We start from the raw sequence: 21522 nt of genomic DNA, 5'->3' as shown, positions 1-21522 counted from the left end.
AAGCTCCTGCACCTCGCCTACGGCGTCCTCAAATCGGGCACCGCGTTCGACCCGAAAAGGGCCCTTGCCTGCTAGGGGGTAAGACGGTATCTACGACCGCTCGCGCCCCGCGCCCCCCGCGACCCCGAGGCCCAACCCCAAGACCCAACCCCAAGACCCGCGGCAAACCTGCCGCCCATCCCAAATCCCATGGCGACCCAGCCCCCGCTCTGCTAAAGTCCGCGCCCAGCGCTGCCACGTCCGGCAGCCGGGCACAGCCGCCGCCATGCCTTCATCCGTGAGTATCGGGGGAATGGTGCATGCGCATCGCGCGGTCGGTGTTGTCCTTGTCTGTGGTGTCCGTACTGATCGGCTTGGCGCCGCCAACGCGTGCGGCAAGCGGCGACGCCGCGCCTCCCCCTGATCCCACCACCCTCGACCAGATCGTCGTCACCGGCGAAAAGAGCGGCCGCAGCGTGCAGGACACGACCAGTTCGGTCGCCGTCACCACCGAGGCGCGCATCGAGCAGGAAAACCTGCAGAGCGTCTACGAGGTGTTCAACCGCACTGCCAACGTGGCGCAGACCTACGGCGATGCCGGCTTCAGCATCCGCGGCATCCGCGACATCGACGGCGGCGGCGATGCGCCGCTGGCCACCATCTACCTGGATGGCGCGGCGCTGCCGCAGACCGCGATCAGCTGGGCGCCGCTGAGCCTGTGGGACCTGCAGCAGGTGGAGATCCTGCGCGGCCCGCAATCCACCCTGCAGGGCGAGAACGCGCTGGCCGGCGCGGTGATCCTGCGCACCGCCGAGCCGACCATGGACTGGCAGGGCAAGCTGCGCGTGCTCGCCTCCGATCCGTCCGACCGCAGCCTGGCCGGCGCGGTCGGCGGACCCATCATCGCCGACGAACTGGCGTTCCGGGTCTCGGTCGAGCAGCGCAGTTTCGAAGGCTACAACTGGAACCTCACCCGCCAGGCCGCCGACGACGCGCTGGTCTCGGCGATCTACCGCGGCAAGCTGCTGTGGACGCCGTCGGCGCTGCCCGGGCTCAAGGTGCAGTTCGGCTACACCCGTGCGCACCGCACCGGGCCGTACATGTACAGCTACGTGCGCACCGACCTGCCCGACTATTTCGAGCACCGTTACACCACCAACAACACCCCGGACCGCAACCGCACCGACAGCGATATCGTCACCCTGCAGGCCGATTACGCACTCGCCGAGGCCTGGTCGTTGTCCTCGGTCAGCGCCTGGAACAAGGTGGATTCGTTCAGTACCTGGGACCTGGACCGCGGCCCGGCCAACACGGCCTATTCGCAGCGGCAGATCTCCACCACCACCGCCTCGCAGGAACTGCGCCTGCGCTACGAAGGCACGGCGCTGCAGGGCCTGGTCGGTGCGTACTGGGCGCGACACGTGGAAGACAACGATGCGCGCTCGCTGACCAACGTCGCCACCCCGACCGCGACGATCGCGCGGCTGCTGGGCAGCGCCGGCTTCCCGGCCGCCAGCGCCAGTGCCATCGCCGCGCGCTATGCGCAGGTGCTGCCGGTGATTCCGGTGGACTACAGTGCCGCCAATCCCAGCCGCTCGAGCAACCGCGCGCTGTTCGCCGACGGGCAGTGGCGCATCGCCGGCGGCTTCTCGCTGCTGGGCGGCCTGCGCTACGACCGCCAGCGCTACGCCATGGCCTCGGACACCGCTGCGACGTTCGCCGGCCAGTATCCGGATCCGGCCACATTCGCCGCCAGCGGCACCGCGCTGTACCGGGCGGTCGCCGCGATCAATCAGGGCGTGGCCGGCATCGTGCGTTCGGCCAGCGGCGAGGTGGCATGGAACACGCGCGACTTCGATGCGCTGTTGCCCAAGCTGGGCGCGCGCTACGAGTGGAACCCGGACCTGTCGGCGAGCCTGGTGGTGCAGCGCGGCTACCGCTCCGGCGGCTCCAGTTTCAACGTCGCGCGCAGCCAGGCCTTCGCCTACGACCCGGAATACACCTGGAACTACGAGGCCTCGCTGCGCTCGCAGTGGCTGGACCGGCGCCTGACCCTCAACGCCAACGCCTACTACATCGACTGGAAGGACAAGCAGGCCACCGCCTACTTCGGCCTCAACAGCTACGACTACAACACCGTCAACGCCGGCCGCGCGCACCTGTACGGCGGCGAGCTGGAGCTGAGCCATCGCCTCGATGACGCCTTCGACTGGTACGGCTCGCTGGGTTTCTCGCGCACCCGCTACGACAGCTTCGCCACCATCGTCGGCGCCGACGTCACCGACTATGCCGGCAGCGAGTTCGCCTACGCGCCGCGCTGGACCGCCGCGCTGGGCGCCAACTGGCGCTTCGCCGACGGCTGGCTGGCCAATCTCAACGCCAGCTTCCGCGACCGCGTCTACACCGACGTCGGCGCCGGCGCGGCGCAGCTGGCCTCGCGTACCCTGGTCAACGCCAAGCTCGGTTACGAAACCTTGGACTGGAGCGCGTGGATCTTCGCCAACAACCTGTTGGACCGGCACTACGTGCAGTACCGCTGGGCCAGCGACCCGATCGCGCTGCTGGGCGCGCCACGCGTGGTCGGCATCGGCTTCGAGGCGCGCTGGTGATGTCCGCCTTGGCCACCGCTGCCTATCTGCTCGCCGCCGCGTCGGCGGCGCTGGCGTTCTACCTGGCCACCGCGCACCAGCGGCTGCGTCCGGCGTGGCGCCGGCATGCGCGCGCGCTGCGCGTGGCCGGCACGCTGCTCTGCGTGGCTGCGTTGGTTGCAGCGATCGTCGCGTTGGGCGTGTGGGCCGGTGTCTTCGCCGCGCTGAGCGCGACGATGCTGACGGCGGTGGCCTTGCCATACCTGGATGCGTGGCGGCAACTGCAGGGAGGCGATGCCGATGTGGGCTAGGTGGCTGGCGGCGATCGTGCTGGGCCTGCCGCTGGCGGTGGGTGTCATCGGCTTGTGCGTGCTGCTGTGGCCGGGCGATCTGCAGGTGCACACATTGCCGTGGCTGTTGCTGGTGTTCCCGGCGTGGGTCGGCGCGATGTCGCTGGCCTTCGTGTTTCGCAGTGGCGCGCGCGCGTGGCTGTGGTTGGGCGCGGCGACCGCGCTGTGCTACGTGGCGCTGTTCCTGCTCAAGGCCACCCACCTCGTGCAGGTGAGCGCATGAAGGCCGCGACCCTGCGCCAGTTCCTGTCGGCGCACAGCTGGATGGGCCTGCTCGCCGGCATGGCCTTGTTCATCGCCTTCTACGCCGGGGCGATCAACGTGTTCACCCACGACCTGGAGCAGTGGCCACGGCCAGCGGCGGCGCAGGCCCCGACGCTGCCGCCGCAACAGGCCGCGCAGGCGCTGGCCGATGCGGTGCTGGCGCGGCATCCGGCGCTGGCCGAGTCCTACACGCTGATGCTGCCCGGCGAGGGCCGCGCGCTGCCACAGTTCTACGCGTTCGGGCCGGCCGCGCAGCAGGCCTTCGGTGGCATCGTGCAGTTCCAGCCGGGCGCCGACGGGCAGCCGCTGCAACTGCCGCAGCGCAGCGGCTTCGTCGACTTCCTGTACGACCTGCACTTCACCGCCGGCCTGCCGCGCACCTTCGGCACCTACCTGTTCGGCGTGGTCTGCCTGCTGTACGGGCTGGCCCTGGTCAGCGGCGTGGTGTTGTACGCGCCGGTGTTGCTCAAGGACCTGTTCGCGCTGCGCCGCGGCCGCAACGTCAAGCGCCTGTGGCAGGACGCGCACAACGCCATCGGCATGTTGTCCCTGCCGTTCCACGTGATCTTCGCCTGGTCCGGCGCGGTGCTGACCCTGGGCGTGCTGCTGCTGGCGCCGTTCCAGGCTCTGGTGTTCGACGGCAAGCTGATGCAGGTGCTGCAGCCGGACTTCGAACTGGCCCCGCACGTGCAGCCTGCGCACGTGCCTGCGCCGATGCTGCCGGTGGCCGAACTGGTGGCGCGGGCGCGCGCGGCCAATCCCGGCTTCGTGCCGGAGAGCCTGTCCTTCCACGATGCCGGCGACGCCAACGCGCAGGTGGAACTCTATGGCCACCAGGATCAGCGTCGGCTCAACAATCTCGCCGGGGTGGCGCTGCGCGCGGCAGACGGCAAGGTGCTGCGGGTGCTGTCGCCGCAGACCATGTCGCCGGGCGTGGCGGCGCTGCGCGGCCTGCAGACCCTGCACTTCGGCAACTACGGGCGCTGGCCGCTGCAGTGGCTGTACTTCCTGCTCGGGCTGGGTGGTGCGTTCCTGTTCTACAGCGGCAACCTGCTGTGGGTGGAAGCGCGGCGCAAGCGCCGCCAGCACGCGCAGCCGCTGCGCACCCACGTCATGGCACGGCTGACCACCGGCGTCTGCCTGGGCTGCGTGGCCGGGGTGTCGGCGTTGTTCGTGGCCGCGCGCCTGCTGCCGCCCGGCATGGAGCGCGGCGCCTACTACGCGGTGTTCGCGCTCGGCGTGGCCTGGGCACTGCTGCGGCCGACCGCGCGCGGTGCCTACGAACTGCTGCTGGCCTGCGCGGCGCTCACCACGCTGGTGCCGCTGGCCGGGTTGCGCGACGCCGCCGGCTGGGTGGCGCCGTGGAGCAGCGGCACGCTGCTGGCGATCGACGCCTGCGCGCTGGCGCTGGCCTGGGCCTACTGGCAGATGGCGCGCGCGGCGTACCGGCGCGGGCAAGGCGGCGATCCGCACAGCGTGTGGGCATTCCCGCAGCCGCGTTGACGCACCGCCTGCCGCGCCATGCGGCGCAGTAGGGTGCTGCTGTCACGCAACCGATCGTCCCGAAAGTGGACAATCACGCGCCGGTGCTTTTTCATGGTCTCGACGTGGGCACCGCAGCGTTCGCACGAAATGGAGTGGGGTTGCACGATCTGATGTGACCTGCTCCCCACTTCGCGCCGCGTTGCCGTCGACAGGGGACTGCATGCACGAGCGTTACCAGGAGCCAAACGACGCGCCGCCGGGCGAGGCCTACGCGGCGCAGTTGCGCAAGGGATTCGCCGCGCTGCGTTTCGATCCTCCGCTGGAACGGGCGTACCGCCACTACACCGCCGCCACGCTGGGCTTCGCGCAGCGCGTGGCGGCCTCGCTGGGCGTGTTGATCGCGCTGCTGCTGCTGGGGTGGGACGCGCTGCATTTCGGCTGGCGCGGCGGTGGCCTGCTCGGCTATGCGGTGGCGGTGCGCGCAGCGACCCTGCTGGCGCTGCTGTGGGTGGCGGCCGCGATCCACCGTGCCGATACGCATGGGCCCGGCCGCGCTGCGCTGCTGTTGCTGGTCGGCGGCACCGGGCTGGTGCTGTCGAGCATCGGCTACCCGCCGCAGGAGTTGCGTTATGCGGCCGCAGTGATGACCCTGGTGATCGTGGCCGGGTTCTTTCCGCTGGGCCTGGCGCTGTGGCAGAGCGTGGCGGTGGCGCTGCTGCTGTGCGCGATCAGCGCCGTGTCCGGCCACCTGCTGCTGGACGGCGCGGCGCACGATGCCTACCTGCGCCTGCAGTGGCTGCTGTGGACCGCGGTACCGGTCGGTGCGGTCGGCGGTTACCTGCGCGAACACTCGCGCCGCGAAGGCTTCCTGCAGCGCCGGGTGCGCGACGACGAGGCCTTGCGCGACGCGCTCACCGGCCTGGGCGACCGCCGCCGCTTCGACGAGCACCTGGCGGTGGCGCTGGCCGAGCGCGGGCGCCTGCAGCGCGGCCTGGCGCTGATCCTGGTCGAACTGGACGGCTTCGCGACGTTCGCCGGCCGCCACGGCGTCGCTGCCGACCGCGCGGTATTGGAGGTGGCCGAGGCCATGCAGTGCCTGCTGCGGCCGCTGGACGTGGCCATGCGCATCGGCGCGGGCCGCTTCGCGCTGGTGCTGTACGACGCCAGCGGCGCACACCTGCGCCAGGTGGCGCCGGCGCTGCGCGACATGGTCGAGGTGATGGCGATCGTGCAGGACGCGGCGGACGCGCAGCCGCTGACGGTCAGCGTCGGTGCGCTGCTGGCCGCGCCCGACGACACGCCGGCCACGCTGATGCAGCGCGCCGAGGCGCTGCTGGATTCCGCGCGCGCCGTCGGCAACCGCGTGGTGCTGGCCGAGGACACCGGCTGGTAGCGCGGTGAGCCGGCGCACCAGCCCTCGCGACTGACGCCGACACCGCCGCAGCCATTGTGGGAGGGACTTCAGTCCCGACGCAGCACACCAACCGGCCTGGGAAGCGCGCCTCTGCTTTCGACGGGCGCGCACGCGTACTTCGCCCACGGCCGCGAACGCCGCGCACCGCCTCAGAACGTCCCGCGCTGCACGAACGGCACCTGCGCGTAGAGCCGGCGTTCGCCGCCGCGTGGGTCGTGCGCCAGGCGGCTGTCGGTGTCGAACAGCAGGGTCTCGCGCTGGGCCAGCGAATACGGTTCCCAGCGCGGCAGGCCGGCGTGGTTGGGGTCGCCATGGCGGGCGAAGGCCAGCAACGCCGCGCTCATCGCATCGGCCATGCGCTGCGCGTCGGCGCCGTCGCCGGTGCGCGATCCGGGCTGGCGGATATTGTCGAACACCAGCGGGATGTCCAGGGTGTGGAAGGCGCCGAACTTGCCGCCGTCCAGCGGCGAGCCCCAGTCCAGTTGGTAGACCCAGGTTGGTGCGCCCTGCCGCGCGCGCGCCTCGGCTTCCTCGACCGCGCCGCGCCAGGAACGGCCGGCGGTGGTGGCGGCGAAGAACACCTCGCTCGGCGTGTACTGCGGATACAGCCGCCGGTACTCGGCGATCACCACCTGCGGCGACAGGTCCACGTACTGCTCCTGCGCCAGCTTGTCCGGCAGGGCGTCCCAGCTCAACGCGAAGTTGGCCGGATCGTGGCCGAGGAAGGCGCGGGTCTCGTCGCGGGTGTTGCCGATCACCATCGGGATGCGCGCCGACTGCGGCGGCGCGTCCGGCCAGAACGGATGCCGGTGCAGCACTTGCGCATCCAGCACCGGGCCCAGGTACAGCGCGGTGGTCTCGGCGCGCGACGGGTCGGGCATGCGGGTGGCGTCGAGCACGCGCTGCAGCGGCAGCGTGCGCAGCGCGTCCAGTTGCGACGGCGCCAACTGCAGGGCCTGCAGCAGCAACTGCGCGCGCTGGCTGGCCGCACGCGGCCCGGCGGCGGTCACCTGCTGCCCGCTCATGGTCCAGGCGCGGTGGAACAGGCCCTGCGCGGCCGGCATCGCCATCAGCGTGGCGATCTTGGCGCCGCCGCCGGACTGGCCGAACACGGTGACGTTGCCGGCATCGCCGCCGAACTCGGCCGCATGCGCGCGTACCCACTGCAGCGCCTGCACCAGGTCGAGCTGGCCGACGTTGCCCGAGGCGGCATAGGCGTCGCCGCCGAACGGCGCCAGGTACAGATAGCCGAAGGCGTTGAGGCGGTGATTGACGCTGACCACCACCACATCGCCGCGCTGGCACAGGCGCACGCCGTCGTACAGCGGGTCGCTGCCGGAGCCGTTGTTGTAGGCGCCGCCGTGGATGTAGAACAGGATCGGACGCTTCGCGCCGTCGCGCAGGCCCGGGGTCCACACGTTGAGGAACAGGCAGTCCTCGCTGACCGGCTCGGACCCGCGTTGCGGCGCCGACGCGGCGTAGGCGCTGCAGTCGCGCACGCCGGGCCAGGGCTTTTCCTGCAGCGCCGGCTGGAAGCGACGCGGCGCGGTGTCGGCACCGTAGGGAATGCCCTTGAATACGCACACGCCCTCATTGCGCACGCCGCGGATGCGACCGCTGCGGGTGCGTGCCAGCGGCGCCGCCGGCGTCGGCAGCGCTGCGGTCGCCAGACCGGGCAGCGCGCCGCTCAAGGCCAGGGCGCCGAGTGCGCCGTCGCGCAGGAAGCGGCGGCGGCCATGGTCGTCGGGGGCGGCTGCGTCGGACGCGGTGGGGAGCGGGGCGGGCAGGCGAGGGCGGGCGGTCATGCGTGGACGGTGTCCTGGCTAGGCGATCGGGGACGCGGACGGTGTGGCGGCGGGGCCGCGTTTGCGACTGCCGGCGATCCGGCCGCGTGCCTGGGACAGGCGCGGCGGGCACCGCCGCGTGGCGGAGAGGTCGCTCACGGCGAGGCTCACGGCGCGCCCGCCGGCGGCGCGATCGGCGCGCGGGCGCGCGGATCGTCCTGCACGTTGCGCATCCAACCCAGCGCCAGCTGCGGCCATGCCGCCAGCGGCAGGCCAGCGATGCCGCGGGTGCCGAAGCCATGGCCGCCGTGCGCGAACAGGTGCAGCTCGGCCGGCACCCCGGCCTGGCGCAGCGCCTGGTAGAACAGCAGGCTGTTCTCCTCCGGCACCACCGGGTCGTCCTGCGCGTGCACCAGGAAGGTCGGCGGCATCCCGGCATGCACCCGGTTCTGCAGCGAGTAGGCGGCCATGGTCGCCGCGTCCGGGTGGCGGCCAAGCAGCCGCAGCCGCGAGCCGGTGTGCGCCGCGGTGCCGCTGCCCATGTCGATGACCGGGTACAGCAACAACAGGAAGTCCGGCCGCGCGCTGACCCGGTCGATCGCATCGCGCGCCGGATACACCGCATCGTCATAGCGGGTGCCGAGGCTGGCGGCGACATGGCCGCCGGCGGAGAAGCCGATCGCGCCGATGCGCTGCGGATCCACGCCGTAGTCGGTGGCATGCGCGCGGATCAGGCGCAGCGCGCGCTGCGCATCGGCCAGCGGCTGGTCGCGCGCGGCGGCGCCGTCGGTGGCCGCATCGGGCAACCGGTAGCGCAGGACGAACAGGGTGATGCCGGCCTGTTCGGCGAAGATCGGCACCAGCGCCGTGCCTTCCTTGTCCAGCACCACGCGCGCGTAACCGCCGCCGGGCGCCACCAGCAGCGCGCTGCCGTTCGGGTGCTTCGGCCGGTACACCACCAGGTAGGGCTGGTAGCGGCCGCTGAGCGCACGGTCGGGCAGCGCCGGGTCGTCGCTGCGCTCGACCAGGTGCGGCTGTTCGGGGCCGGCGGTCGACCCCGGCGCCGGCCCGGGCCACAGCGGCAGCCGCGCCGCCAGTTCGGCAGCGCTCTCGCTGGCCGGCCGCTCGGCCGCCACGGCCGCGCCGGGCGCGCCCAGCAACAGGGCCAACGCCGCCAGCAACGAGATGCCAGTGCGGCACCGGCGCCTGCCGTAGCGTGGGGGCAGCGGTTCGGTGAGCCGTAGACGGATGGGGAGCAGCAGGGCCGACATCGTCGAGATCTCCGTCGTGGATGAAAGAAACCCGCGCGGCGCGTGGCCGACGAGGGCGGATGGCCCCAGTGTGCGCATGGCCTGCGCCAACGCATGACGCTGTGTTGCTGTTGCTGTTGCTGTTGCTGTTGCTGTTGCTGTTGCCGATTCCCGATTCCCGATTCCCGATTCCCGATTCCCAGCTCTTTGCCGCACCGCACATTGCCAATGACACCGGTTTACCATATACAACGGCGCAGCGCGCTGTCGATGCGCGGCGCAGCAATTCCGATCCCCCCACATTCCTTGCGGAGATGCCCTTGAGCCTTCCTTCCGGCCCGTCGCAGACGCCACCGCCCGCGTTGGCCGACATCGCGGCCCGCTTCGTCCAGGCCCGCCGCCAGGGCCGGGCGCTGCCCGATTTCCCCGGCGTCATCCCCGACGATCTGGAGACCGCCTACCGCGTGCAGGACCTGGCGATCGCGCAATGGCCGGACCGCGTGGTCGGCTGGAAGGTCGGCTACATCGCTCCCGAGCGCCGCGACCACTCCGGGGACGAGCGCCTGCTGGGCCCGATCTTCGCCGCTGCGCTGTGGAATGCTACCGGTGGAACAACGGACATCCCGGTGTTCGACGGCGGCTTCGGCGCGGTCGAGGCCGAGTACGTGCTGCGCCTGGACGCGGACGTGCCGGCCGACCAGTTGCACTGGACCCCGGAGCAGGCCGCGCAGGTGCCGGCGACGCTGTTCGTCGGCGTCGAGGTGGCGAGCAGTCCGCTGGCCACGATCAACCAGCTGGGGCCGCGCGTGGTGATCTCCGATTTCGGCAACAACAACGGCCTGCTGCTGGGGCCGCAGGTGCCGGGCTGGACCACGCTGGACGAGACCGCACTGCGCGCCGAGACCTGGATCGAGGGCCAATGCGTGGGCACCGGCGGCGCCACGCTGCTGCCGGGCGGGCTGCGCGCGGCGTTCGCGTTCGCGCTGGCGCGGTCGGCCAAGCGCGGGCGGCCGCTGCGCCGCGGCGAGCTGATCGCCACCGGCAACGCCACCGGCATCCACGACATCGCCATCGGCCAGCAGGCGACGATCCGCTTCGACGGCTACGGCGAACTTCACTGCAGGGCGGTCGCGGCCTAGGCTGCGACGGCGATGACGCGCGGGAGGGCGCAGCATGATCACTCGTAGACGATTCCTGGGTGCGGGACTCACCGCCGCGGCGGCGGCCGGCGTGCCGCTGGGCGCGCTGGCGCAGCGCGGCGACACCCGCCTGCTCACCGCCACCGACGTGCACGTGGCCGACTATCCCACCGTGGAGGCGGTGCGCTGGTTCGGCCAGACCCTGGAGCAGAAGACCGGCGGCCGCCTGCGCCTGCGCCAGTACCACTCCGGCCAGCTCGGCCGCGAGGCGGAGGCGATCGACATGGCCCGCTTCGGCGCCATCGACATCACCCGCGTGTACTCCGGCGCGCTCAACAACACCTTCCCGCTGACCCAGGCGCTGTGCCTGCCGTACGTGTTCGACTCGGTGGCGCACCTGCGCCGGGCGATCGACGGTCACGTCGGCGACAGCATCCTGCGCAGTTTCGAACAGCGCGACCTGGTCGGGCTGGCGATCTACGACTCCGGCGCGCGCTGCTTCTACAACACCAAGCATCCGCTGCGGCAGCCCAAGGATCTGCACGGGCTCAAGCTGCGCGTGGCGTCCTCGGACATCTTCCTCAAGCTGATGCGCATGCTCGGCGCCAACCCGACGCCGATGTCGCTGGGCGAGACCTTCTCGGCGATGGAGACGCACATGATCGACGGCGCCGAGAACAACATGCGCAGCTTCCAGTCCAGCCGCCACTTCGAGGCCGCGCACTACTGGTCGCAGAGCGATCACTCCTACGCGCCGGACGTGCTGGTGATGTCCAGGCGCAGCTTCGAGACGCTGGGGCCGGACGAGCGCGCGCTGGTGCTGGAGACCGCGCGGCAGTCGGTGACGGTGATGCGCCGGCTGTGGGATGCCTCCGAGGCGCAGGCGCGGCAGCAGGTGATCGACTACGGCGTGGCCATCAACGAGGTGGACATGCCCGCCTTCCGCAAGGCCGCCGCGCCGCTGCTGGCCGAATACCGGCAGCAGCCGGAGATCGAAGCCCTCTACCGCCGCATCCGCGATTTCGCCTGAGCCCATGCCGATGACCGACCACGACCCCGCCCTCCCGGTGCCGCCGCTGCAGCGGCTGCTGGACCGGATCGCCAACCTCGCCATCGGCACCGCTGCCGCCGCCCTGCTCGGGCTGGTGGTGGTGCAGGGCTGGCAGGTGTTCACCCGCTACGTGCTCAACGACTCGCCGAGCTGGACCGAGCCGGTGACGCTGCTGCTGCTGAGCACGGCGATGAGCCTGGGCGCGGCCGCCGGCGTGCACACCCGCCGCCACTTCGGCTTCTTCCTGCTGGCCGAGACGCTGCACGCCAATCTGCGCCGCGTCATCGACCTGCTGCGCCCGCTGCTGGTGGCCGCCATCGGCGCGGTGATCGCATGGTGGGGTGCGGTGCTGCTGCTGGACGGGCTGGACATCAAGATGGCCGGCGCGCAGATGCCGCAGAGCATCAACTACCTGCCGCTGTCGATCGGCGGCGCGCTGATGAGCGTGTTCGCGCTGTACCAGGCCTGGCGGGTGCTGCGCCCGGGCACCACCATGGGGAGGAACTGAGCATGGCCATCGCCATCCTGCTGGGATTGTTCGTGGTGCTGCTGTTGATCGGCGTGCCGGTGGCGTATGCGCTGGGCGCGGCGGCACTGGCCACGCTGCTGTATCTGGACCTGCCGGCGGTGGTGCTGGTGCAGCAGATCTCCGCAGGCAGCGGCTCGGCGTCGCTGATCGCGATCCCGTTGTTCATCTTCGCCGGCGAACTGATGCTGCGCGGCGGCATCTCCGACCGCCTGATCGCGCTGGCGTCCTCGCTGGTCGGGCGCATGCGCGGCGGCCTGGGCCAGGTCAGCGTGCTGTCCTCGCTGTTCTTCGGCGGCGTGTCCGGCTCGGCCATCGCCGACGTCTCGGCGGTCGGCGGCACCATGATTCCGCAGATGATCAACCGCGGCTACGACCGCGACTACGCGGTCAACGTCAGCATGACCGCGGCGCTGGTGGCGCTGCTGGTGCCGCCCTCGCACAACCTGATCCTGTTCTCGGCCGCGGCCGGCGGCGGCCTGTCGATCGCCGACCTGTTCGCCGCCGGCATCGTGCCGGCGCTGCTGATGACCGCGGCGATGATGATCACCGGCTATGCGGTGGCGCGCTCGCGCGGCTATGGCACCGAGGCGTTCCCGGGCTGGCGCGCGGTGGCGTTGCGCTTGGTCGGCGCGCTGCCGGGCCTGGGCCTGGTCGCGCTGATCTTCGTCGGCATCCGCGCCGGCATCTTCACCGCGGTGGAGAGCGCGGCGATCGCGGTGGTGTATGCGCTGCTGGTCACCGCGCTGCTGTACCGGCAGCTGCGCTGGGCCGAGTTCTTCGCCGCGGTGACGCATGCCGCGCGCACCACCGGGGTGATCCTGTTCGTGATCGCCACCGCGGCGGTGTTCGGCTGGTTGCTGGCCTACCTGCAGGTGCCGGCGGCGGCGGTGCACTTCCTGCAGTCCATCGCCCACAGCCAGCACACGGTGCTGCTGATGATCGTGGTGATGCTGCTGTTGCTGGGCATGTTCATGGATCTGGCGCCGAAGATCCTGATCTGCACGCCGATCTTCCTGCCGGTGGCCAAGGCCTACGGCATCGACCCGATCCACTTCGGCCTGGTGATGGTGCTGGCCGGCGGCATCGGCCTGATTACCCCGCCGGTGGGCTCGGTCCTGTTCATCGGCACCTCGATCGGACAGATCACCGTCGCCCAGAGCATGCGCACCATCTGGCCGTTCTGGCTGGCGGCGCTGTGCGTGCTGCTGATCGTGGCGTTCTTCCCGGAACTGTCGCTGTGGCTGCCGCGCGCGCTGCGCGCCTGAGCCGGCCCGGCGGCGCCGGTTCGCGCCAGGCGGGTGACCGCGGGCCGTGCACGCCGATCGCCGCTGCCGGCGCAGGCCCTCGGGTCCCGGGTCCCGGGTCCCGGCATGGTGCGCTCACACCGCTTCCATGACCGTGCGCTGGAGCGAGCATGACACCCAGTAGAATCCCCTCTCTTTCGTCCGGTTTTCCGTCCATGGCGCCGAACAAGCCCCGTCCCGCCGATGCTCCCGCTTCCGCCCACGGCAAGGCCGCGACGATCAACGACATCGCGCGCCTGTCCGGGGTGTCGAAGAAGACCGTGTCGCGGATCATCAACAACTCGCCGCTGGTGCGCAAAGACACCCGCGAGAAGGTCGAGGCGCTGATGCGCGAGGTCGGCTACGCGCCGGACCCGCTGGCGCGCGGGCTGGCGTTCCGGCGCTCGTTCCTGATCGGCATGGTCTACGACAACCCCACCGCGCAATACATCGTGGACATGCAGTACGGCGCGCTGGACGCGCTGCGCGGCTCCAGCTTCGAACTGGTGGTGCACCCCTGCGACAGCCGCAGCCCCGGCTACATCGAGGGTGTGCGCCGCTTCGTGCAGCAGCAGAAGCTGCACGGGGTGATCCTGGTGCCGCGCGCCTCCGAGGACCAGGCGCTGGCGGACATGCTCGCCGGCATCGGCGTGCGCTACACCCGCATCGCCTCGCTGCCGCTGGACGACACCTCGCAGATGGTGGTCACCCACGACCGCGACGGCGCCGCCGAGGCCGCCGACTACCTGCTGTCGCTGGGCCACCGCGACATCGCCCTGATCACCGGTCCCAGCGCCTACCGCTCCGCACACGAGCGCACCGCCGGCTTCATCGACGCGCTGACCCGGCGCGGCATCGAATTGCCACCGGCGCGCATCGTCGAGGCCGGCTACACCTTCGAATCGGGCGTGGCCGCGGCGGAAAAGCTGCTGCTGGGCAAGCAGCGGCCCAGCGCGATCTTCACCGGCAACGACGAAATGGCCGCCGGCGTGTACAAGGTCGCGCTGCGCGCCAACATCAACATCCCGCGCCAGCTGTCGATCATCGGCTACGACGACAGCCCGCTGGCCTCGCGGCTGTGGCCGTCGCTGACCTCGGTGCGCCGGCATACCCGCGACACCGGCCGCACCGCCGCGGCCATGCTGATCCAGCCCGAGGGCACGCCGTCGCTGGCGGTGGCCAGCGTGCGACCGCACCTGATCGTGCGCGACTCCTGCCAGCCGCCGGAAGACTGAGCGCGGCGGCGCGGCGGGCTACCGGCGCGCGCGCGACGCCGGAGCGCGTGGTGGCGAGCGGAGGTGTTGGCCTGCCAGGCGCTAGCGGAGACGGGCATGATCCGTGATTCGCGAGCCGTCGCTGCGGGAGCGGCTTCAGCGACCTGCAATACGGGTGGCAGGCACCTCTGTGGGAGTCGACGGTCATGCAGCCGCGACAAGCGAGGCCGAACGCCGACTGACACCCTCCGTCGTCGGGACTGAAGTCCTTCCCACAGGGAGGTCCAGCGCATCCCTGTGGGAGCGGCTCAGCCGCGACGCGCACGAACGAAACTGCCGTGGCGAACGATCCCCAGGGGACCGGGAGCCGTTCCCAAGCAGCAGTGAAGCGCCCGCTGACCGCGGGGCGTGGGCGTTTCAACGCCATCCATGCGTCGCACCCACATTTTGGCCAGGGCACGTGTCCCGCCCCCGCCTCCCCACCCGCTGCAAACGGTCTACACTGCGGCCGACCGTGCGGACACCGCTCCGCCCATCGAAGGCCCGCCCCGTTCCGGCACCGCCCGGGCGGACCCACGCGGCCTTCCTGCGAGGAGCCTTCGCCATGTCGTCCCCTGTGCCTGCCGCCACCGCGGTCCGTTTCGGCCGCCTGGCGCCGACCGTGCCCGTTGCCGACATCGCCCGCGCCGTCGCCTTCTACACCGAACGGCTGGGTTTCCGCAGCGTGTTCCAGAACGGCAGCCCGGTCGGCTTCGTGATCCTGAAGAAGGACGCCGCCGAGCTGCACCTGACCCTGCGCCCCGGCCACCGCGGCAGCACCAGCAACGTGGCCCACCTGCTGGTCGACGATGCGGCGGCGCTGCACGAGCGCCTGCAGGCGCAGGGCGTGCGCATCATCAAGGCGATCCGCGATGCCGACTTCGGCCTGCGCTGCTTCGTCTTCGCCGACCCCGACGGCAACCGCATCGACGTCGGCCAACCCCTGCCGCGCTGAGGCGCTGCGCCGCCACGCGGCGCAGTGCCTTCCATCCCCAATCCCCAATCCCCGCCGTTCGTGCACTGCGGAATGACACCGGTTTACCAGGTCCGCTAGACTGTCCTCCGTGGCGGGCTGCCGCATGCCGTCGCCTGCACTGGAGAGGCCCATGTCCCTGTACTGCAAGACCCACTACGCCACCCATCCCGACGCGATCAAGGGCGCCAGCAACGACCAGTTGCGCGACCTGTACCTGCTCGACGGCCTGTTCGTGGACGACGCGGTGACCCTGAAGTACACCCACTACGAGCGCTTCGTGCTCGGCGGCGCGGCGCCGCGCACGCAGGCGCTGACGCTGCCGGCGCAGACCGAACCGGCCTCGGCCGCCGGCCACCCGTTCCTGGAGCGGCGCGAGCTGGGCGTGATCAACGTCGGCGCCGGCAGCGGCACCGTCACCGTCGACGGCACCGCGTATCCGCTGGGACCGAAGGACGGCCTGTACGTGGCGATGGGCAGCGCCGAGGTGGTGTTCGCCTCCGACGACGCGGCCACGCCGGCGCAGTTCTACCTGGCCTCGACCCCGGCGCACGCGCGCTTCGCCACCAAGCGCCTGTCGATCGCCGAGGCGGTGGCGCTGGACCGCGGCGCGCTGGAGACCAGCAACGAACGCACCATCTACCAGTACATCGTGCCGGCCACCTGCCAGTCCTCGCAGTTGCTGCTGGGCCTGACCGTGCTCAAGCCGGGCAGCGTCTGGAACACCATGCCGCCGCACCTGCACGACCGCCGCAGCGAGGTCTATTTCTACTTCGACCTCGGCGCCAACGACCGCGTCTACCACTTCATGGGCGAGCCGGACGCGCAGCGCCACATCGTGGTGCAGAACAACGAGGCCGTGGTGTCGCCGCCATGGTCGATCCACATGGGCGCCGGCACCGCCAACTACGCCTTCATCTGGGCGATGGGCGGCGAGAACCTCGACTACACCGACATGCACGTGCTGGACATCTGCCAGCTCAAGTAGGCCGCCGTTACTCGCCCCTGTCCCTGCCATCCGCATCCCTTCTAGGAGCCCCCGCAATGACCCATCCGTTCAGTCTCGAAGGCAAGGTCGCCCTGGTCACCGGCGCCAACACCGGCCTCGGCCAAGGCATCGCCGTGGCGCTGGCGCAGGCCGGCGCCGACATCGCCGCCGCCGGCATCCAGGCGCCGACCGAGACCGAGGCCAAGGTCACCGCGCTGGGCCGCCGCTTCATCGCCATCGAAGCCAACCTGATCAGCATCGAGCCGGTGCAGCGCATCCTCGACGAGACCCTGTCCGGGCTCGGCCGTCTCGACATCCTGGTCAACAACGCCGGGCTGATCCGCCGCGCCGATGCGGTGGACTTCAGCGAGCAGGACTGGGACGACGTCATGAACGTCAACATCAAGTCCGCCTTCTTCATGTGCCAGGCCGCCGGCCGCCACTTCATCGCCCAGGGCAGCGGCAAGATCATCAACATCGCCTCGATGCTGTCGTTCCAGGGCGGCATCCGCGTGCCCTCGTACACCGCCAGCAAGTCCGGCATCGCCGGCATCACCCGCCTGCTGGCCAACGAGTGGGGCGCCAAGGGTGTCAACATCAACGCCATCGCCCCGGGCTACATGGCCACCGACAACACCGCGCAGCTGCGCGCCGATGCCGCGCGCAACCAGGCGATCCTGGACCGCATCCCGGCCGGCCGCTGGGGCGTGCCGGAAGACCTCGGCGGCACCGCGGTGTTCCTGGCCAGCAGCGCCTCGGACTACGTCAACGGCACCGTGATCCCGGTCGACGGCGGCTGGCTCGCCCGCTGACCAGAGCGCGTGGGCTTCTCCCTTCCCCCATCGGGGGAAGGTGCCCGCAGGGCGGATGGGGGTACGCCCGCCGCCGACCCATTCCACCCAGCTCCATCCCATCACCCAAATCCCCCACCAAAGGACCCCCCATGAAAATCGCCCTAATGAACGAGTTCAGCCAGGCCGCCAAGAACCCGGTGATCCTGCAGCAGCTCAACGACGTCGCCACCGCGCAGGGCCACAGCGTGTTCAACGTCGGCATGGACGGCGACGCCGACCACCGCCTGACCTACATCCACCTCGGCATCTGCGCCGGCCTGCTGCTCAATGCCGGCGCGGTGGACTTCGTGGTTGCCGGCTGCGGCACCGGGCAGGGCGCGATGATGTCGCTCAACGCGCACCCGGGCGTGTTCTGTGGCTACTGCATCGAGCCGACCGATGCCTACCTGTTCGCCCAGGTCAACAACGGCAACGCGCTGGCGCTGGCCTTCGCCAAGGGCTACGGCTGGGGCGCGGAGATCAACGTGCGCTACATCTTCGAGAAGGCCTTCAGCGGCGAGCGCGGCATGGGCTACCCGGCCGAACGCCGCGAATCGCAGCAGGCCAACGCCGGCATCCTGACCCAGGTCAAGCAGGCCCTGGCCAAGTCCTACCTGGACGGCCTGCGCGCGCTGGATCCGGAACTGGTCAAGCAGGCCGTGGGCGGCGCGCGCTTCCAGCAGTGCTTCTTCGACAACGCCAAGGACGCCGACCTGCGCGCCTTCGTCGCCGGCGTACTGGGCAAGGCCGACGCCGCCGCGGCCTGATCGCACGGTGCGATGCTCGAACCCCTCTCCCGCGGGAGAGGGGTTGGGGTGAGGGCTGAAGGATCGGCCGATGCCTACCGCGCTGCTCCCTGTCTGTCTGGCGTGATTGCGTCGACCGACGCGGGTGCCAGGCAGCCCAGCGCAGCGGAGTGCCCATGCGCCTGCTTCTGTCCGCATTGCTGTTGTTCGTCGCTGGCGTCGCCTGCGCCGAACCGCAGCGCATGTTCATCGTCGGCGATGCCGTCGCTGCCGAGGTCGGCCCCGCGCGCGCGCCGCAGGCCGGCTGGGGCCAAGTCTTGCAGAGCTACCTGGATCCGAACGTGTGGCAGGTGCGCAATCACGCCGGGGACGAGCGCAGCGCGCGCCGCTTCACCGCCGAAGGTCCGCTCGACACGATCGCCAGCGAACTGCGTCGTGGCGACGTGGTGCTGATCCAGTTCGGCCACGATGACGTCAAACGCGAAGACTCCAGCCGCGATGACGACCTGCAGCAAACGGTTGCCCGCGCGCTGATGCATGCACGCGCCAAGGGTGCCACGCCCGTGATGGTCACGCCGGTGGCGCGACCGTTGTTCATGGAGGGTGTGCTGCTGGATACCCCCGCGCAGGACATCCAGGCGTTGCGACGGCTGGCGAGCACGCAGCAGGTCGCGCTGATCGACCTCGACGCCAGCAGCCGCGCCTGGCTGCGTGCGCTGGGCGAGCGGGGTGCGCGTCCTTACCTGTTCGTTTCCGAACAGGACCCTGGCGTTATCGGCCGTTTCAGCATCGCCGGCGCAAACGCCCTGGCCTGCCTGGCGCTGCGCGATGCGGTGCAGGCGCTGCCCGCGTTGCGCCCGGCGCTGGTGCGCGATCTGGATTGCGACGTGGTGCGCCCCGCCCACGCCTCGGCGCAATCGCAGGTACTGCACGAAGACGCGCTGGCCCACGACCAGCCCGGCCCGCATGGCGGCGCAGGGCCGACCACGGCGTATCCGTTCTTCGCCGAGGTGCAGAACCTGCCATTCGTGCTGCGGAAGCGCGTGTTGCACAAGGGCGCCGGCATCGGCCTGCATCCGCAGCACAAGGACGAGATCTATTACATCGTCAGCGGCCGCGGCAGCTACGTGCTGGACGGAACCCAGTACGACGTGCGCGCCGGCCATGCCTTGCTGACCCGTGCCGGCAGCACCCATGCGTTGCAGCAGGTGGGCGATGAGCCGTTGGTGCTGTTGCTGGTGTATCCGCGCTGACGGCGTGACCGCTCGGATCGCGGCATGTCATCGGCACCTGGTTGATGTTCGGCGCGCGCTTCGCGCCCCGGACCCTCACCCAAACCCCTCTCCCGGCGGGAGAGGGCGTGCCTGCGCCGCCTGCATTGCGCAATCGGCAGGCGCGCGATGCGATCTCAGGCGGTGGCCGAGTGCGGATCCCGCCGCGCGGGACGAGGCTTGCGGACGCAGCCGCTTCGCACGCTGCGACATCCACTCGGGAGAATGCCATGCACGCCAGCAAACGCCTTTCGTTCCTCGCCGCCGCCTGCCTGCTCTGCTGCGCCGCCCCGGCGCTGGCCAACAGCAACTGGGACCTCGAATTCGAATTCCAGAACGCCGGTGGCCGACCCACCGTCGCAAACATGCGCAACTACATCCTCGGCTGCGTGCCGGCGCGCAGCGTCGTCGGCGCGCCGCTGCCAGCGGGTCCGCAGGGGCCGTTCAAGCTGACCACGCCGCCGATCCGTGGCAGAGAGGTCAGCGACAGCGCCCTCTACAATTACTTGAACGGCTGCAACCTGAAACCGGCCAGCGTGACCGGTATCGCCGTCATGGGCGACGACTGAGCGCGCAGTGCGGCCAGGCGACGGTCGCGTGCGGGCACGCCCGCCGCGGCCGTCGTGCGCCCCTCAGACGTCGCCGCCGTCCGCCCAGCCTTCGCCGCTGCCGGCATGGAACACGCGGTCCTGCGCCTGCACCTGGCCGGCGGGCAGATGCGCCTGGTCGGCCAGCGCCGCATAGATCGGGGTGAAGTCCGGCGAGGTCGCCTGCATCAGCTGTTCGAAGCTGTCGATGACGAAGTAGGTCTTCTGGTAGGTGTCGATGCGGTAGCGGGTGCGCATGATCCGCTGCAGGTCGAAGCCGATGCGGTTGGGCGCGTCCGACTCCAGCGAATACAGCGATTCGCCCTTGGAGGACACGATCCCGGCGCCGTAGATGCGCAGGCCGTCCGCGGTGTCGATCAGGCCGAACTCCACCGTGTACCAGTACAGCCGGGTCAGGTTCTGCAGCGCCTCCGGGCCGATCGCATGCGCCTTCACCCCGCCGCGGCCATAGGCCTGCATGTAGTCGGCGAACAGCGGATTCATCAGCAGCGGCACGTGGCCGAACAGGTCGTGGAACAGATCCGGCTCGGCGATGTAGTCGATCTGCTCGGGACGGCGGATCCACCAGGTCACCGGGAAGCGACGGTTGGCCAGGTGGTCGAAGAAATCCAGTTCCGGCAGCAGCCCTTCCACGCCGACCAGGGTCCAGCCGGTGGTCGCCTGCAGCACCGCGTTGAGTGCGTCGAAGCGCGGGATCGCCTGCGGACTCATGCCCATCGCGTCCTGCGCCTGCAGGAACTCCTCGCAGGCGCGGCCGACCAGCAGCTCGCGCTGGCGCATGTACAGCGTGCCCCAGGTGGCGTGGTCGTCGGCGCTGTAGTCGTCCCATGGCTGGGTCACCACCGCGGTGGTGTAGACCGGCACATAGCCCTTGTCGGTCTGCTGGTGTTCGACGCGGCGCGGTGCGGTGTCCATGGTCGACGCTCCGGAAAGGGATGCCACGATGGTAGACGCGTGGGAGCGCAATGAGCTTGCGAAGTTGCAGGGATCGGCGCTGTGCGCGCAAGATTGTTGCGTAGAATCCATGTTGCAGAGCAATAAATGACTCAGTCGCCCACGTTCGACCGCACCGACCTGCGCCTGCTCGCCCTGCTGCAGCGGCAGGGCCGCGCCAGCAATGCCGAACTGGCGGCGCAGGTGAACCTGTCGCCCTCCGCCTGCCTGCGCCGGGTGCAGCGGCTGGAGGCCGAGGGCGTGGTCGCCGGCTACGCGGCGCGGCTGGTGCCGGCGGCGATCGGCCTGGGCCTGCAGGCCTTCGTTCGCGTGCAGCTGGAGAAGCACGGCCAGAGCGGCATCGCCCATTTCGCCGACAGCGTGCAGGGATGGGACGAAGTGGTCGCCTGCCATGCGCTGACCGGCGACATGGACTACCTGCTACACGTCTACGTCCGCGATCTGGCGCACTTCTCCGCGTTTCTGCTGGACAAGTTGCTCAACGCCGCCGGCGTCGCCGACGTCAATTCCAGCTTCGTGCTGCGCACCGTCAAGGACTTCGCCGGCCTGCCGTTGCCGCGCGGCTAATGGCCCGATGCTGATGTGCCGCCGCGTGTCGGTGCATGGCAGCCCTTGTTAAGTTGTTGCTAACGATTTACATTTGCGTTCTGCGACGGCCATCCACGGCCACAGCCCTGCGCCAGCCCTGCCGGGCCAGCCACGCCGGTTTCCCGCCGTGGAGCGCGGCTGCGCCTGTCCCTTTCCTGTCACCCGCGGCGCGACCGTGTCGCCCCGTGCCCA

General features: G+C 70.6%; 20 protein-coding genes. 17 read left to right on the top strand and 3 right to left on the bottom strand.

The genetic code is table 11. The features are described 5' to 3' along the window. Positions 1-332 precede the first annotated feature (332 nt). The 5 genes from GGR71_RS20250 to GGR71_RS20230 all read left to right on the top strand — a co-directional run bounded on the left by GGR71_RS20250 (position 333) and on the right by GGR71_RS20230 (position 6059). Positions 333-2588, top strand: a complete 2256-nt coding sequence (locus GGR71_RS20250; protein ID WP_343160841.1) for a TonB-dependent receptor — start codon at positions 333-335, stop codon at positions 2586-2588. Then, a complete protein-coding gene (locus GGR71_RS20245; protein WP_160962073.1) occupies positions 2588-2878 on the top strand; it encodes a hypothetical protein in 291 nt (96 codons plus the stop codon). Before GGR71_RS20250 ends, GGR71_RS20245 begins: the two co-directional genes overlap by 1 nt. Further along, positions 2868-3140, top strand: coding sequence for a hypothetical protein (locus GGR71_RS20240; RefSeq protein WP_048492534.1), 273 nt, complete (start codon positions 2868-2870; stop codon positions 3138-3140). The genes GGR71_RS20245 and GGR71_RS20240 overlap by 11 nt, the downstream gene beginning before the upstream one ends. After that, positions 3137-4684, top strand: a complete 1548-nt coding sequence (locus GGR71_RS20235) for a PepSY-associated TM helix domain-containing protein (protein WP_160962071.1) — start codon at positions 3137-3139, stop codon at positions 4682-4684. Before GGR71_RS20240 ends, GGR71_RS20235 begins: the two co-directional genes overlap by 4 nt. Before the next feature lie 202 nt (positions 4685-4886). Further along, positions 4887-6059: a GGDEF domain-containing protein gene (locus GGR71_RS20230; protein WP_160962069.1), complete on the top strand. Its 1173-nt coding sequence runs from the start codon at positions 4887-4889 to the stop codon at positions 6057-6059. Between the two features lie 170 nt (positions 6060-6229). Here the strand turns inward: GGR71_RS20230 and GGR71_RS20225 are convergent, their stop codons facing one another. Continuing rightward, positions 6230-7885, bottom strand: a complete 1656-nt coding sequence (locus tag GGR71_RS20225; RefSeq protein ID WP_184452268.1) for a carboxylesterase family protein — start codon at positions 7883-7885, stop codon at positions 6230-6232. A 146-nt stretch (positions 7886-8031) separates the two neighbouring features. After that, positions 8032-9045, bottom strand: a complete 1014-nt coding sequence (locus GGR71_RS20220; RefSeq protein WP_160962083.1) for an alpha/beta hydrolase — start codon at positions 9043-9045, stop codon at positions 8032-8034. A gap of 383 nt (positions 9046-9428) precedes the next feature. Here GGR71_RS20220 and GGR71_RS20215 point away from each other — a divergent pair, with 383 nt between their 5' ends. The 11 genes from GGR71_RS20215 to GGR71_RS20165 all read left to right on the top strand — a co-directional run bounded on the left by GGR71_RS20215 (position 9429) and on the right by GGR71_RS20165 (position 19749). Continuing rightward, positions 9429-10253 (top strand): 2-keto-4-pentenoate hydratase, encoded by an 825-nt coding sequence (locus GGR71_RS20215; RefSeq protein WP_184452267.1) that lies wholly within the window; start codon positions 9429-9431, stop codon positions 10251-10253. A gap of 34 nt (positions 10254-10287) precedes the next feature. After that, positions 10288-11283, top strand: a complete 996-nt coding sequence (locus GGR71_RS20210; RefSeq protein WP_160962065.1) for a TRAP transporter substrate-binding protein — start codon at positions 10288-10290, stop codon at positions 11281-11283. Positions 11284-11293: 10 nt separating this feature from the next. After that, on the top strand, positions 11294-11812 hold the full coding sequence (locus GGR71_RS20205; protein ID WP_048491947.1) for a TRAP transporter small permease: 519 nt from the start codon (positions 11294-11296) through the stop codon (positions 11810-11812). Between the two features lie 2 nt (positions 11813-11814). Further along, entirely contained in the window at positions 11815-13098 is a 1284-nt protein-coding gene (locus GGR71_RS20200; RefSeq protein WP_048491908.1) for a TRAP transporter large permease, read from the top strand. A 194-nt stretch (positions 13099-13292) separates the two neighbouring features. Next, positions 13293-14351: a LacI family DNA-binding transcriptional regulator gene (locus GGR71_RS20195; protein ID WP_010343057.1), complete on the top strand. Its 1059-nt coding sequence runs from the start codon at positions 13293-13295 to the stop codon at positions 14349-14351. Between the two features lie 583 nt (positions 14352-14934). Continuing rightward, entirely contained in the window at positions 14935-15324 is a 390-nt protein-coding gene (locus GGR71_RS20190) for a VOC family protein (protein ID WP_160962063.1), read from the top strand. Positions 15325-15475: 151 nt separating this feature from the next. Beyond that, positions 15476-16330 (top strand): 5-dehydro-4-deoxy-D-glucuronate isomerase, encoded by an 855-nt coding sequence (gene kduI / locus GGR71_RS20185; protein ID WP_160962061.1) that lies wholly within the window; start codon positions 15476-15478, stop codon positions 16328-16330. Between the two features lie 56 nt (positions 16331-16386). Beyond that, a complete protein-coding gene (gene kduD, locus GGR71_RS20180) occupies positions 16387-17142 on the top strand; it encodes a 2-dehydro-3-deoxy-D-gluconate 5-dehydrogenase KduD (RefSeq protein WP_048491911.1) in 756 nt (251 codons plus the stop codon). A gap of 131 nt (positions 17143-17273) precedes the next feature. After that, a complete protein-coding gene (locus tag GGR71_RS20175; protein WP_160962059.1) occupies positions 17274-17930 on the top strand; it encodes an RpiB/LacA/LacB family sugar-phosphate isomerase in 657 nt (218 codons plus the stop codon). A 155-nt stretch (positions 17931-18085) separates the two neighbouring features. Continuing rightward, positions 18086-19162 (top strand): cupin domain-containing protein, encoded by a 1077-nt coding sequence (locus tag GGR71_RS20170; RefSeq protein WP_160962057.1) that lies wholly within the window; start codon positions 18086-18088, stop codon positions 19160-19162. A 248-nt stretch (positions 19163-19410) separates the two neighbouring features. Continuing rightward, complete coding sequence (locus tag GGR71_RS20165; protein WP_160962055.1) at positions 19411-19749, top strand: hypothetical protein; 339 nt, start codon at positions 19411-19413, stop codon at positions 19747-19749. A gap of 63 nt (positions 19750-19812) precedes the next feature. Here the strand turns inward: GGR71_RS20165 and phhA are convergent, their stop codons facing one another. After that, positions 19813-20703 (bottom strand): phenylalanine 4-monooxygenase, encoded by an 891-nt coding sequence (phhA, locus tag GGR71_RS20160; protein WP_160962053.1) that lies wholly within the window; start codon positions 20701-20703, stop codon positions 19813-19815. A 126-nt stretch (positions 20704-20829) separates the two neighbouring features. Here phhA and GGR71_RS20155 point away from each other — a divergent pair, with 126 nt between their 5' ends. Beyond that, a complete protein-coding gene (locus GGR71_RS20155; RefSeq protein ID WP_048491916.1) occupies positions 20830-21309 on the top strand; it encodes an Lrp/AsnC family transcriptional regulator in 480 nt (159 codons plus the stop codon). The last annotated feature ends 213 nt before the right edge of the window (positions 21310-21522 follow it).

This window comes from Xanthomonas sp. F1 (assembly GCF_014199855.1).
Note: the sequence above shows the minus strand (reverse complement) of the source record. Positions and strands in the feature narration are given on the sequence as shown.